Annotated in this window: 11 protein-coding genes; 6 read left to right on the forward strand and 5 right to left on the reverse strand. The window is 67.3% G+C overall.

Annotation, left to right across the window (positions count from 1 at the left end; translation table 11 throughout):
- Together AC1DEL_RS16430 and AC1DEL_RS16435 are read left to right on the forward strand one after the other, a co-directional pair.
- Positions 1-911 (forward strand): UDP-glucose dehydrogenase family protein (locus AC1DEL_RS16430; protein WP_477159127.1); only part of this gene is annotated, 911 nt, incomplete at its 5' end.
- Positions 912-1083: 172 nt separating this feature from the next.
- On the forward strand, positions 1084-1644 hold the full coding sequence (locus AC1DEL_RS16435; RefSeq protein WP_441592944.1) for a Fur family transcriptional regulator: 561 nt from the start codon (positions 1084-1086) through the stop codon (positions 1642-1644).
- A 21-nt stretch (positions 1645-1665) separates the two neighbouring features.
- Here AC1DEL_RS16435 and AC1DEL_RS16440 read toward each other — a convergent pair whose 3' ends face one another.
- The 5 genes from AC1DEL_RS16440 to AC1DEL_RS16460 form a co-directional block, all read right to left on the reverse strand.
- The gene (locus AC1DEL_RS16440) at positions 1666-2169 is read right to left on the reverse strand and encodes a helix-turn-helix transcriptional regulator (RefSeq protein WP_477105687.1); all 504 of its coding nucleotides are present in this window, start codon (positions 2167-2169) and stop codon (positions 1666-1668) included.
- 280 nt (positions 2170-2449) lie between these two features.
- On the reverse strand, positions 2450-4783 hold the full coding sequence (locus tag AC1DEL_RS16445; protein WP_477126002.1) for a TonB-dependent siderophore receptor: 2334 nt from the start codon (positions 4781-4783) through the stop codon (positions 2450-2452).
- A 52-nt stretch (positions 4784-4835) separates the two neighbouring features.
- The gene (locus AC1DEL_RS16450; RefSeq protein WP_477159128.1) at positions 4836-7088 is read right to left on the reverse strand and encodes a TonB-dependent receptor; all 2253 of its coding nucleotides are present in this window, start codon (positions 7086-7088) and stop codon (positions 4836-4838) included.
- Between the two features lie 100 nt (positions 7089-7188).
- Positions 7189-8175 (reverse strand): FecR domain-containing protein, encoded by a 987-nt coding sequence (locus AC1DEL_RS16455; RefSeq protein WP_477126004.1) that lies wholly within the window; start codon positions 8173-8175, stop codon positions 7189-7191.
- Positions 8168-8680, reverse strand: a complete 513-nt coding sequence (locus tag AC1DEL_RS16460) for a sigma-70 family RNA polymerase sigma factor (protein ID WP_441592941.1) — start codon at positions 8678-8680, stop codon at positions 8168-8170. The genes AC1DEL_RS16455 and AC1DEL_RS16460 overlap by 8 nt, the downstream gene beginning before the upstream one ends.
- A 194-nt stretch (positions 8681-8874) precedes the next feature.
- On the opposite strand from AC1DEL_RS16460, the gene AC1DEL_RS16465 reads away from it, so the two are divergent.
- The 4 genes from AC1DEL_RS16465 to AC1DEL_RS16480 all read left to right on the forward strand — a co-directional run bounded on the left by AC1DEL_RS16465 (position 8875) and on the right by AC1DEL_RS16480 (position 14254).
- Entirely contained in the window at positions 8875-9615 is a 741-nt protein-coding gene (locus AC1DEL_RS16465; RefSeq protein ID WP_477113432.1) for a response regulator, read from the forward strand.
- Positions 9612-11015 carry an ATP-binding protein gene (locus AC1DEL_RS16470; RefSeq protein ID WP_477113431.1) on the forward strand — a complete coding sequence of 468 codons (1404 nt, stop codon included), beginning with the start codon at positions 9612-9614 and terminating at the stop codon, positions 11013-11015. The genes AC1DEL_RS16465 and AC1DEL_RS16470 overlap by 4 nt, the downstream gene beginning before the upstream one ends.
- A 220-nt stretch (positions 11016-11235) precedes the next feature.
- The gene (locus AC1DEL_RS16475) at positions 11236-13509 is read left to right on the forward strand and encodes a TonB-dependent receptor (protein WP_441592940.1); all 2274 of its coding nucleotides are present in this window, start codon (positions 11236-11238) and stop codon (positions 13507-13509) included.
- 58 nt (positions 13510-13567) lie between these two features.
- Positions 13568-14254 carry a Fe2+-dependent dioxygenase gene (locus AC1DEL_RS16480; protein WP_092297391.1) on the forward strand — a complete coding sequence of 229 codons (687 nt, stop codon included), beginning with the start codon at positions 13568-13570 and terminating at the stop codon, positions 14252-14254.

Genomic DNA, 14254 nt, shown 5'->3' on the forward strand with positions numbered 1-14254 from the left:
TTCATGCGCCCGGACCGCATCGTGCTGGGCTGCTCGCCCGACGTGGCCGGGTGCTGGGCTGCTCGCCCGACGTGGCCGGCCGCCATGCCAAGGCCATCATGCGCGAGCTGTACTCGCCGTTCAACCGCAACCACGAACGCACCTTCTATATGGATGTGCGCTCGGCCGAGTTCACCAAATACGCGGCCAATTCGATGCTGGCGACGCGTATTTCCTTCATGAACGAGCTGGCCAACCTGGCTGACGAGGTGGGCGCAGACATCGAATTGGTCCGACTCGGCATCGGCTCCGACCCGCGCATCGGCTACAGCTTCCTGTACGCCGGCGCCGGCTACGGCGGCTCGTGCTTCCCGAAGGACGTGCAGGCGCTGATGCGCACGGCCACGTCGTACGGCAAGCCGATGCGGGTGCTGGAGGCCGTGGAGGCCGTCAACGACGCGCAGAAGCAGGTCTTGGCCAACAAGGTCATCAAGCGCTTCGGCGAAGACCTGACCGGCAAGACCTTCGCAATCTGGGGCCTCGCCTTCAAGCCGAATACCGATGACATGCGGGAAGCCCCGTCGCGGGTGCTGGCGCGCGAACTGGTGTCGCGCGGCGCCGCGCTGCGCGTGCACGACCCGGTGGCGATGCCCGAAGCGCGCCGTGTGATCGAGACGGATCTTGCGGACATCCCCGGCGGCTTCGCCCGGGTGCATTTCTGCGATGCCCAGATGGACGCCCTGCAGGGCGCCGACGCGCTGGTGATCGCCACCGAGTGGAAGGTCTTCCGCAGCCCGGACTTCCGCGCCATCCGCGCCAGCCTGAAGGCGCCGGTCATCGTCGACGGCCGGAATCTGTACGACCCGGAAGCCATGACGGCCGCCGGAATCGAGTACCAYGCCATCGGGCGCGGTACGATAAATGCCGCTTAAGTCACAGATCGTCCGGGCTATTTGTCCCGTACCGTCGGATTTCGGCCTCCAGCCACGGGACATTTGTGCCTGAAGGCCCCGCGGCCGCCCCGAGCGTGCGGCGGTTCTTATTAGCATTCTCGATCTGGTCGCGTTCCCACGCGGCCGCCCTGACATGCCACGTAGCCCGAGGATGAAAGTTTCTGCCGCGCGAAGAACCGAACTCCAGCACGAGGTGACGCCGTCCACCCCGACCGAGGACGGTCGCGCCCTCCCTGTCACCTGCTCGCGGGAAGATGCGGCGTGGATCCACGAGACACTGCGGCGCGCCGGCCTTCCTGCGACGATCTCCCGCCGGCTGGTCCTGCTGTTGCTGCGCAAGCATCCCGTCCGGCATATGAGCCCGGAGCAGCTCTGCGCCGCGATGACGCGGCTGCCGGATGCCACCGGCATCTCGACCTTCCGGCGCGCCATCCATGAACTGGCCCACCTGAACCTGCTGGCCCGGATCTTCGTGCCCAGCTCGGGCAGCGGCATCAACTTCTACGAACTGCCCGACCATTCCGCGCACGCCCACTTCTATTGCACCGAATGCCGGCGGATCGAGGAAATCCACGACGACCCGCTGATCTCGCTGCAAAACCGGCGCCTGCTGCGCCACGGGCTGACGCCCAACGCGCTGGTCCAGACCGCCTGGGTCGGCCTTTGCGCGGCGTGCCAGGCTGATGGCGCCATCGATATCAGCGCCCGCTAAGGTAGTTGGCTGGCGGCTGGCTCAGTCCACCGTGACTGGCGCCATCAAGTCTTCCAGGAAGTAAGCCGCCAGCTGATGGCGCCCTTCCAGCTTGGCCTTCGCATAGATGTTCGCGGCATGCTGGCGCACCGTCTTGGCGCCGCTCTCCCGCAGCCCCGCAATCGCTTCCAGCGACAGCCCCTTCACCAGCAGCAGCGCCACCTCCTTCTCGGCTGGCGTCAGCCGCCATGCCTCGAACTGGGCCTGCATCTGCTTCAGGAAGTCCCGGGTCGACTGGCGCGCCGTGGCATCGCGCTCCTGCGCCGCGCGCTCCCCGGCCAGCCGCAAGGTCTTCAGCTCGGCCAACTCCCGCGCGGTCCGGCGACGCTCGCGCCAGACGACGGTGAGGATCCACAGGAACACGACGGTAGCTGCCGTCTCGGCCAAGAGGTGGTAGTTGACGCCGACCGCGCCATGCAGTTGCCAGATGTCCCAGATCTGATAGGCGGGAAACACAGCAAGCAGGAACAGAAACTTCGGCGGCATGGAGGGCAGATGTCGGGCTCGCGGCATGGCGCCGGAGCCGGGGTGGGAACGGGTGAATTGAAATGTAACTGTTTCTCGTTTTGAAGAAAAGACGAGACGAACCCCATCCGCGAAGCGGGCCTCCAAGTGGATGAAAAGGCGCACGCCGACGTCCTGGCAGGCTTCCAAGCCGCACTGAATCACCGAGGACACTGACAGTACCTCCGACACGCGCAACCGGGCCCGGGCGGCAACGCCCCGGCCCGGTTTGCCGCCTACGTCGCCGTCGTCGCTAGCGTCCTCAGAAGTCCATCGAGACCGACACCTGCACGGTCCGTGGGTCTGCGATAGCCAGGCCACCGTAGGCATCCACCGCCGCCCAGCCGCGCGTGTTCAGCACATTGCGGACATTGAGCCGCAGCACCACCGGCTTGCGCTGCGCCGTGGTCCGATAGCGCAGGCCGAGGTCGAGGCGGGTCCAGTGCGGAATGCGCTGGGTGTTTTCCGCATCCACATACTGGTGGCCCGTGTAGGCCACCGCGCCGGTCAGCGTCAGCCCCGGCAGCATGTCGGTATCCCATTCCGCCCCGAAATTGGCCTGTAGCGGCGCCACGCCGATCGGCGCCTTGCCTTGCGTGCCGGGCGCGGTGCTGCCCGTGGCCGTGGCGTCCAGCACCATGGCGCTGGCCAGCAGGCGCAGCCCCGTCACCGGGGTGCCGTACAGGGCGAACTCCAGCCCCCGGTTGCGCTGCGCCCCATCGGCCGTGAACACCGCCCCCGTTATCTGGCCGCCCGGTTTGGTGATCTGGAACGCGCTGATCGTGCCGATGATCTGCCGCCCCTCGACCTTGACCCCCACCTCGTACTGGCGCGACTTGTAGGGCGCGAAGACCTCGCCGGCGTTGCTGGCGCTGTTGGGCGCAGTGTCGCCCCGGCTCAGCCCTTCGATCCGGTTCGCGTACAGCGACACATGATCCGCCGGCTTCACCACCAGCCCCACCATCGGCGTCAGCGCGGTCTGGTCATAGCTGGACGCCGTGCCGCCGGTCGGCAGGAAGTTCTCCGACCGCAAGCGCTGGTGGCGCAGGCCGAGCGTCAGCTGCGCGCGCTCATCCCACATGGACAGCGTATCGGCCAGCGCCACACCCGAGAGCCAGTTCTCCGAGACCTTCGGCACGTTCGCCGGGGCGTCGATGGCCTGGGCCGGCAGCGGCACAGGGTTGTACATGTTCGTCTGCGAGATCGTGGCGCTGCTCACCAGATTGCGGTCGAGCTGATCCCGGTAGGCATTCACCACCACGCTGAGCCGGTGGCGCACCGGGCCGGTATCGAAGCGGGCGCGCAGCCCGGTCTCCGCGCTGGATCGGGCCACGTTGAAGCGATAGTTCGAGTCCGACGCCAGCACGTCCCCGGCTGCGTTGACGATGGTCGGCGTGATGGCGAACAGCCGGGCCACGCGGGTCCGCCCGCCCCCCGCGCCGGCGAACCACGTGACGTGGTCGGCCACGTCATATTCCACCCGGGCCAGCAGCGACTGGTCGTGAATACGCGAGTTTTCCCACGATTGCGTGATGTTGCGCCGGCCATTGGGCGCCTCGGGCACCTCGATGCCCGGCACGATATGCAGCAGCCGCGACGGCGCGCGGATCTTCTCGTACTGGTCGATGACATCGAGCGTCGCGCGCAGGCGCTGGCCGCGATAGTCCAGCGCCAGTGCGCCGGCGCCGGCATTGCGCGACTGGTTGTCCAGCCCCGTCTCGCCCGCCCGGTAGTTGCCGTTCACCCGCACGCCGAAGGCGCCGCCCGGGCCGAAGCGCCGGCCCAGATCGAGATTGCCGCCCAGCTGCGCGGCCGTGGCGTAGTCCAGCGTCACGCGGGTCAGGTCGGCGTCCGTGGCCCGTTTGGGAACGATGTTGAGACTGCCCCCGACGCTGCCACCCGGCGCCATGCCCGTCAGCAGGCCGGTCGGCCCCTTGATCAGTTCGATGCGTTCGATATAGCCGGTGGAGACGCGGTAGTTGGACGCCACGCCATACATGCCGTCCAGCGCCACCTCGCCGAAGTTGCCGCTGTTCACGGGGAAGCCGCGGATCGTGAAGGCGTCAAGGATGCCACCGGGCTGGCTGGCGAAGCGCACGGAGGCGTCGTTCGCCACCATGTCGCCCACGGTTTGCGCCTGCTGGTCGCGGATGGCGGTGTCGGTGTAGCTGAGGACCTGCACCGGCGCGTCCATCACATCCGTATCGCCCAGCATGCCGAGGCGCGCCGTCCGCGCGATCTGGTCGCCGGCAAACCCGGGCGCCGGCTGTCCCGGGTGCAGCGCCGCGTCCGTCACGGTCACGGTCGGCAGCGTCGGCACGCGTCGCACGGAAAATCCGCCGCCGGGCAGCGCCACGGCCTGCAGGCCGCTGCCTTCGAGCAGCGCACGCAGGCCATCGGGAATCGTGTAGGTGCCGTGCAGGCCCGGGCTCGTCAAATCGCCGAGCAGGGCCGTGTCGTAGGAAAGATCGATGCCGGTCTCGCGCGCGAACCGCAGCAGCGTGGCGTGCAGCGGGCCCGGCGCGATGGAGAAGGTTCCGGCCTGGCCAGCCAGCCCGACCACCTGCGCCACCTCGGCATACGCCGACAGTGACATCGCGGAGGAGACGGCCAGGCCGAGGGCGGTCAGCGACCACCCCGGCGATGCGTCAGAAGGCCACGGAAACCGAAGCCAGGAAGGTACGCGGCGCACCGAGGGAAATGGTTCCATAAGATGCAACACCGGACCAGTAGTTGCGATTGAAGGCGTTGAACAGGCCGGCCCGGAAGGTCGTGTGCTTGCCATACACCGAGGTGCGGTAGCGCGCCCCGAAGTCCACCGTGGTCCAGGACGGCACGCGCTGCGTATTGGCCTGGTTGACGTACTCGCCGCCGGTGTAGTTGACCGCGCTGGTCAGCGTCAGGCCGGGCACCCAGGGCAGGTCCCATTCCGCGCCGACATTGGCCATCACGGTAGGCACGCCCACCGGACGGTTGCCGAGCGTGGCGGCGCTGTTGGTGCGGGTCAGCTCGGCATCGAGCCAGGTCACGCCGCCCAGCAGGCGCACGTGCTTGACCACCTCGCCGGACAGGGTCAGTTCCAGGCCCTGGTTGCGCTGCTCGCTGTCGACGTTGTAGATCGTGCCGGTGAGCTGGCCGCTGGGCTTGTTCATGCGGAACGCGGCCAGCGTGGCCATCATCTTGCCGGTGTCGACCTTGACACCCACCTCCTTCTGCTTGGTCTTGTAGGGCGAGAACACCTGCCCGGCGTTGGCAGCCGTGGCCGGGGCGATGTCGCCCTTGCTCAGCCCTTCCACGTAGTTCGCGTAGAAGGACACCTGCTGCCACGGACGGAACACGATGCCGGCCAGCGGGGTGACCGCGCTCTCGTCGTAGTCAGCGGTCTTCACGCCGCTGGCGTTGTAGTTGCCCGACTTCACCTGCTGGTAGCGCAGGCCGAGGGTCAGGGAGACGCGGTCATCGAGCGCGCTCAGCGTGTCAGCCAGCGCCACGCCGGAGAGCGTGGAGTCCGATACCTTCGGCACCCGTTGCGGCGTGGCGATGTGCTGCTCGGGGCGGTCGACCGGCGCGTAGATATTGGACAGCACCGGCGTGCCGGCCACGTTGGCGTTGGCAATCCGGTCCATATAGAGGTTGGCCTGCAGCGCCAGCGCGTGGCGGACCGGGCCGGTCTCGAACTTGGTGCGCACGCCGGTATCGAAGGTCGACCGGTTGACCTGAAACTTCCAGTTCTGCGGCACGGCCGAGGTCGCGCCGCTGCTGTTCAGGATGGTCGGCGTCTGGTCGGACAGGCGCGCCACGTCGGAACGGGTGCCGCCGGCGTCGGCAAAGATCGTCACGTTGTCGGTCACGTCGTACTCGGCGTGCAGCAACGTGGAGATGTCGTTGGACTTCCACCATCCCCAGGGCTGCGTCACGTTGCGGCGGCCGTCCGGGGCGTCGGGCACCTGAATGCCGGCGGCGACCAGGAAAGGACGCGTCGGCGCGTCGATCCACTGGTACTGCTCGATCACGTCGAGCGAGGCGCGCAGGCGGTCGCTCTTGTAGTCGAGCGAGAGCGCGGCCACCTCGGCACGGGACTTCTGGTTGTCCAGCGCGGTCGGGCCCTGGCGGTGCAGGCCGTTGAAGCGGATGCCCCACTGCTTCTCTTCGCCAAAGCGGCGGCTCAGGTCCACCGCGCCGCCCACTTGGGCGTCGGAGGCGTAATCGAGCGTGAAGCGCGTCAGGTCGGTGGCCAGCGGGCGCTTGGGCACGATGTTCACCACGCCGCCCACACCGCTGTTCGGCGACATGCCATACAGCAGCGCGCCGGGGCCCTTCAGCACTTCCACGCGTTCGATGTATTCGGTGAACAGGTGGTAGTTCGGCGACACGCCATAGACGCCATCGAACGCAATCTCGGACAGATTGCCCTCGTTGATCGGGAATCCGCGAATGAAGAACGAGTCCGTGACGCCACCGGTCTGCCCGGTGAAGCGGACCGAAGGGTCGCTGTTCAGCACGTCAGCCAGCGTCACGGCCTGTTGATCCTCGATGCGCTGGGACGTGTAGTTGGTGGTGGCGAACGGCGTGTCCAGCACGTCCTTGTTGCCCAGCATGCCCATGCGCCCGCCGCGCGCCACCTGGCCGCCCGCGTAGGCCGGCGGCAGGTCGCCCTCGGTGGTGGCGGAGACCGTGACGGCCGGCAGCGTCGGCGCGTCCGGGGCGGCGGCCGGCGCGGTGGTCGGGGCGGCGGCCGGGGCGGTTGTTGGAGCGGCGGCCGGCGATTGGGCCTGCGCGRCCCCCGTGATCAGGCCAAGACACAGGACGGCGCCGTGCACGGCCAGCGTCAGCGGCGTGAGCTGCGGCGCGCTGGCAAGGCGGGGGGTACGGGCGATAGTGGCAAGACGGTTGACGAGCATGATTCCCTGTTCCGGTATGAATGGAGTTCCTGAAGAACAGGCCGGACGAGAATCCAGATCCCCTCAACATTTCTTGATTTTTTTAGCGAGACGGCCACGGCTAGCCGCCACTGCCATCTTGCGGCCCCACCACGACCCAGAAGCGGGTGCGATAGGACACCCTGACCGGCAAGGTCTGGGACAGGAAGGCCAGCGCCCTATCGGTATCGTCGACGTGATAGGCGCCGGACACCCGCAGGTTGGCCACCCGTGGATCGCAGACGAGGCGCCCGGTCCGGTAGCGCGCGAGTTCGGCGAGCACATCGGCAAGGCGCATGTCGTTGCCGGCGATCACTCCTTCCGCCCACCCATCGGCCGCGAACGGCTGGGCCGGGGCCAGCGCGACGCTGTCCTCGGCCAGCCACCACGTGGTGCCCGGCCGGGCGATGTCGCCGGCCCCGCCGCCACCCGGATGCAGCGCCACGGCGCCCTCCTGCACGCTGACGCGGGAGCGGTCGCCGTCCAGCCGGACCATGAACCGCGTGCCCAGCGCACGCATGCTGCCGGATGGCGTGCGGACCCAGAATGGGCGGTCGTCGTGCCCCGTCGTGACGAGGATTTCGCCCCGGCGCAGCGTGATCACGCGGCGGTCCGCCTCCAGCGCGATGCCGACGGCGGTATCCGTGTTCAAGACCAGCGTGGTGCCGTCCGCCAGCCGCAGCGTTCGTTGCTCACCCGTGGCGGTACTCGCGTCCGCCACCCAGCGCTGCCAGGGCGCCAGCTCGCGCACGCCGGACGCGGCAACAACGCTCACGCCTGCCAGTGCCATCATGCGGAGTACCTGACGGCGCTTGCGGGCGCGCGCGGCCCGGAGGGCATCGGCGGACTGGAGGGTATCGAGGGCCAGCCGGGACGGCACGCCGGAAAACTCCGCCCGCATCGACTGGATGCGCCGCCATGCCTGACCGTGGAGCGGGTCCGCCTGCAGCCATTGCTCGAACGCCCGCTGCGCGGCGGGGTCGGGCTCGCCAAAGTTGAGCTTGACCGCCCAGTCGATCGCGCGATCGACGATAGGCAGGGGAATGGATGGCGCGTCGGCCTCAGACATCGAAACGCATGGCGTAGCACTGCCGCAGCGCCGCCGCGACGTAGCGCTCGGCGGTGGCCAGCGAGACGCCCATGCGCTCCCCGATCTGCCGGCAAGTCAGCCCTTCGAGCTGCGCCCACAGGAACGCGGTGCGCACCTTGGGCTTCAGCGAATCGAGCATGCGGTCGATGGCGATCAGGGCTTCGAGGAACTGGAGCCGGCTTTCCGGGGATGGCGCGTGGGCCTCCGGCAGTTGGGCGAGGGTCTCGAGCCAGGCGGTCTCGAGTTCCCGGCGCCGCCACAGGTCGATCACCAGACCGTTGGCGATGGCGCTCAGGTAGGTGCGCGGCTCCTGCACCTTGCAGGGCTGCCGGCACAGCAGGCGCACGAAGACGTCCTGCGCGAGGTCGGCCGCATCGCAGGCATTGCCAAGCTTGCGACCGAGCCATCCCTGCAGCCACCGGTGGTGGCCCTGGTAGAGCGCGTCGACGTGTTCCTGGATTGCGGGTTCAGCGGCGGCAGCCATGCGCCCTCTGGAGTGAAATGCCTGGCGCAGCCAAACACAAATGAGAATTGTTCCAATCTTAAAAGATGGGCAAGCCCCCGGCAAGCGCGCCGCCGCCGCTTCGCGCACAAACAACAGCTTTGGCGTGGGCGATTCCGGGAACGCAAGCGGCTTTGCGGTAAAATAGAATGATTCTTATTTAGTGCTGCCCTGCCATGGATGTACGCCCCAGCATCCTCCTGGTCGACGACCACAAGAACATACGTGACCCATTAGCCACCTATATGCGCCGCTTCGACTTTGAAGTCGAGGCAGTGGAGGATGGCCGGGCCATGCGCGAACGGCTGGAGGCGCGCAGTTTCAGTCTCATCGTGCTCGATGTGATGCTGCCCGGCGAGAACGGCCTGTCGCTGTGCCGTTATGTGTCCGAACATCTGCGCACCCCGGTGATCCTGCTGACCGCCGTGACCGATCAGGCGGATCGCATCGCCGGACTGGAAATTGGCGCGGACGACTACGTGGTCAAGCCGTTCGACCCCCGCGAACTGGTGGCCCGGATCCGCAGCGTGCTGCGCCGTAACCAGGCCCCCGTACCGCCCGCCGATGCCTGGCGCGCGCCGGCGCCTTCCGAAGTCCGCTTCCTCTTCAGCGGGTGGATTCTCGACACCCGCGCCCGCGAGTTGCGCAATCCCTCCGACGAGGAAGTGCCGCTCAGCACCGCCGAATATCACCTGCTGCGCGCCCTGCTGGAGCACCCCAACCGCGTGCTGAGCCGCAGCCAGATCCTGGACCTGACCCAGCGCACCGACACTGTGGCGTTCGATCGCAGCATCGACAGCCAGATCAGCCGGCTGCGCAAGAAGCTGGAATGCGACCCCCGGCGCCCGGCCATGCTGAAAACCGTGCGCGGCGACGGCTACCTGCTCGCCACCCGGGTCACGGTCGAAAAATCATGAAGTGGTTGCCGCGCAGCCTGTCCGGGCAACTCGTGGCGTTGTGGTTGCTGGCGATGCTGGCCGCCCATGTCATCGCCGTGCTGGTGCTGTCCTGGTGGCGTGCCGACAACGAGACCATCCACCCCTTGTACGTCCGCTCGATCGAGACGCGGATCCAGTCCGCCTACCGCGCGGTGGGCCGTTCGGCCGACCCGGACATGCTGCTCGAGGACATCAGCCTGCCGGATTCCACGTTCCGGCTGGCCACCGCGCCGCGCCCCGATCATGCCGATCCCGCCGATATCGCCGAGCCGAGCGACCAGGAACGCGCGCTGGCGCAGCGGCTGCGCACCCTGCTCAAGCTGCCGGCCGATGGGTCGGTCAAGGTCCAGCTGCGGCAGGTGGAATCCGCCCAGCGCGTGGCCGGCAACAGCAACTGGCTGGAGCGGGAATTCCGCGGCACGCACGCGTGGGCGCTCGATGTCGATCTCAAACTCGCCGATGGGCAATGGCTGGAGAGCCGGCACTGGCCCACCATGCTGCCCGCCCACTGGAGCCGGGTGCTGACCTTCTCGCTGCTGGTGGGCATGTTGCCCACGGCGCTCATTGCGCTGCTGTTCGGGCGGCGCATCATGCGGCCGCTCCGGCTGCTCACGGAAGCCTCCCGGCGCGTCAGCCGGGGCGAACAGGTGGTGCTGCCCCGGCCGGACGGGCTGAGCGGCGTGCGCGAGATCACCCAGGCATTCAACGACATGCAGGAGAACCTGGTGCGCTTCGTCAACGGGCGCACGCAGATGATTGCCGCCATCGGCCATGACCTGCGGACGCCGCTGACCTCGCTGCGCATCCGGGTAGAGCTGATCGACGATGCCGAACTGCGCGAGGCCATGATCCAGACGCTCGAGGAAATGAGCGTAATGGTGGAGGAAACGTTGCAGTTTGCCCGCGACGATGCCCTGCAGGAGGCCACGCAGGACGTGCCGATCGGGGAACTGGTTGGCGACGTGGTGGACAGCCACCGCATCCAGGGCCGCGACGTCGCCTGGAGCGCGCACGTGGATACGGCGGCGTTCTACCGCTGCCGCCCCGTGCATCTGAAGCGCGCGCTGAACAACCTGATCGACAACGCCGCGCGCTACGGCGCCGTGTGCGTCACGGTCCTGGCGGACACGCTGGGCCAGACCTTGCGGATCGAGGTCGACGACAGCGGCCCCGGCATCGCGCCGGAACATCTGGGCCGGGTCTTCGAGCCGTTTGCCCGGCTGGACTCCGCACGCAGCATGGACACGGGTGGCATGGGGGGCGGACTGGGCCTCGGGCTGGCCATCGCCCGCTCCTGCATTCGCGCACATGGCGGAGACGTCACATTGCAAAATCGCCGGGAAGGCGGCCTGCGTGCGGTGATCGAACTGCCGAACTAGGCGCCGGCCCGCCGCCGTCGCTTTTCACAGCGCTGCAACATTTCGCCACAATCGAACAAACCCGGACAACATTAAATGCTAATCATTCTCATTTTGACGTGATGACTAGTGCCCGCCTTATCGGCGGCGATGTGCATTCCACCTTCTGACGGGGAAGGTCTCTGGTCCAGTTTGGGCACGGCAGAACGTCAAGTCCGTTGTCAATCAAGCTGGAGTCACAGTGCAACAAAAAGCGATATCGGGCGCGATCCGCCTGCTGGTCTCGGGCGCCTCCGCAGGCCTGGTCATGACCGCCACCACCCTGCCGCTGGCCGTCCACGCCCAGACGGCAGGCAAGGAAGACGCGCCCGCCGGCACGGCCAAGCCCAGCAACGTCCTGCCCCCGGTCACCGTGGTCGGCCAGTCCTCGCGCAACACCAACGAGGCGACGCTGGGCATCTCCCGCCTGCAGGACACGGTCAAGGAAACGCCGAAGACCATCAACGTGGTGCCGCAGGAGATCATCGAGCAGCAGCACGCCACGTCGCTGGAGCAGATCCTGAAGAACGTGCCGGGGATCACCATCTCCACCGGGGAAGGCAACGGCGGCCAGAACGGCGACCAGTTCCGCATTCGCGGCCTGTCGGCCAAGGGCGATATCTACGTCGATGGCCTGCGCGACTTCGGCGCCTACAAGCGCGACGCGTTCAATACCGAGAGCGTGGAAGTCATCAAGGGCCCGTCCGGCGAGAGCTTCGGCGTGGGCAACATCGGTGGCCTGATCAACCAGACCACCAAGAAAGCCAACCTGAACACCAGCACCAGCATCGACCAGGGCTTCGCCACGGACGCGACCTATCGCACCACGCTGGACAGCAACTTCCGCCTGAACGATACGACGGCGCTGCGCGTGAACGGCGTGTTCCAGAACGGCCGCGTGGCCGATCGCGATCACGTGGACGACGACCGTCGCGGCGTGGCCATCGACTTCGGCACGGGTCTGGGCACCAGCACCGAATGGCACCTTAACTACTCCTACCTGCACCGCAGCGGCGCGCCGGACTACGGCGTGCCCGTCGCGGCCGGTGCCGACGGCATCTATCGCCCGCTGACGCAGTACGGCGTGCCGGGCATCTCGTCCTCCACCTCGTACATCCGCAACACCGACCGCGACACCACCGACGCGCACATCGTCTCGTCGAATTTCTTCACGCGCCTCGACAACGGCATCACCATCAGCAACGACACGCGCTTCAGCTTCTACGAGCGCGACTTCTCGTCGACCGCCCCGGCCGCCCTGTCCTACGCCAACCTCCAGTCCCTGATGGCAGGCCGCAACGTGGCCCTGTCCTACGGTGCCGGCGGCGGCTCGAGCTACCTGCAGCGCGGCTGGGGCGTCCAGAACGTGCTGAGCGCCAAGGGCGAGTTCCATACCGGCAGCTTCCGCCACAAGGCGATGGTCGGCCTGGACACCATGTACCAGCGCGATCACCGCGACCAGGGCACGTGGACCGGCCGCATGAACAACCAGACGGTGGTGAACCCGGTCTTCTACAACAGCCCGAACGCCACGGTGGCCTACAACAGCACGCGCGATGCCAACGCCATCGACGTTGGCGTGTTCATGAACGATCGCGTCTGGCTGACCGAACAGATCTCGGTGCTCGGCAGCCTGCGCTGGGATTACTTCCGCAGCGAGTACGCTACGAGCGCCTCGTCGCTGGGCGGCGCCGCCGACTCGAAGAAGCTGAGCCCGGCCATCAGCGCGATCTGGGAGCCGACCAAGGACTACATGTTCTACACGTCGTTCTCGCGCACGTATCGCCCGGTGGGCACGGATATCGCCGTGGCAGTGGGCGGCGTGGCCTCGGAAGTGCCGCAAAACGGCGTCAACAGCGAGCCGGAACGCGCGGACACCATCGAAGTGGGCGCCAAGCTCGACTTCCTGGACAAGCGCCTGGGCGTGACCGGTGCCCTCTTCCAGACGAAGAAGACCAACGCCTACACGGTGGACCCGACCACCGGCGACATCACCAACGGCTTCTCTGATACAGGCGAAGGCCGCCGCATCCGTGGCCTGGAACTGGGCCTGAGCGGGCGCATCGTCGGCGGCTGGACGGCCAACGTGGCCTACGCCTACCTGAACGGCGAGGTCACGTCGGCCTCCACCGCTTCCACGGTGGGCAACGTGGCGCCGGGCGTGGCGCGTCACAACGTTACGCTGTGGACCGCGTACGACATCCCCCACTCGATCCTGCCGGTGCCGGGCCAACTGACCATCGGCGGCGGCCTGCAGTACGCCACCGGCTACTGGGCGGATTCGGCGAATACCACGAAGATGCCGGACAACTTCTCGCTGGATGCCATGATCGGCTACAAGCAGGGCAAGTACCGCATCTCCCTGAACGGCTACAATCTCACGAACCACCTGAACTACCAGTCGTCGTTCGGTGCCGTGCGTGCCGTGCCGACCTCGCGCCGCACGTTCCTGCTGAACGTCGGCATGACGTTCTAAGCTGAAGTACCGGGCCGGCCGGACAGCCGGCCCTCACCGTTTCATCGTCTCAAACGCCATGCTTGTCCAGATTCCCGATGTGCTGACCCCTGCCGAGATCCAGTATTGCCGAGGCCGCCTCGAGCAATCGCAATGGATCGACGGGCGCGTGTCGGCCGGTGACCTCGCCGCCAGGGCCAAGCGCAACCTGCAGATTCCCGTCGAGAGCGCCGAGGCGCAGGAACTCGGCGAACTCGTTCTCAATGCCCTGGGCCGCAGCGAGCGCTATCACTCCGCCGCGCTGCCGCTGCGAGTGCTGCCGCCGATGTTCAATCGCTACGAAAGCGACATGACCTTCGGCAACCACGTCGACAACGCCATCCGCACCGTGCCCGGCACGGGCGGCATGCGGATTCGCGCCGATGTGTCCAGCACGCTGTTCCTGTCCGATCCGGACGAATACGATGGCGGCGAACTGGTGATCCAGGATCTCTACGGCTCCCACTCGGTGAAGCTGCCGGCGGGGCATCTGGTGGTCTATCCGGCGTCCTCGCTGCATGCCGTGACGCCCGTCACGCGCGGCGCGCGCTGGGCGTCGTTCTTCTGGGCCCAGTCGCTGGTCAAGGACGAGGGCCAGCGCAGCATGCTCTACGAACTGGACCTGGCGATCATCGAGATCCGCAAGGAACTGGGCGATGACAAGCCCGCCGTGCTGTCCCTCGTCAACCACTATCACAACCTGCTCAGGCGCTGGTCCGAGCTGTGA

This window comes from Cupriavidus sp. 10L43_2, assembly GCF_056395265.1.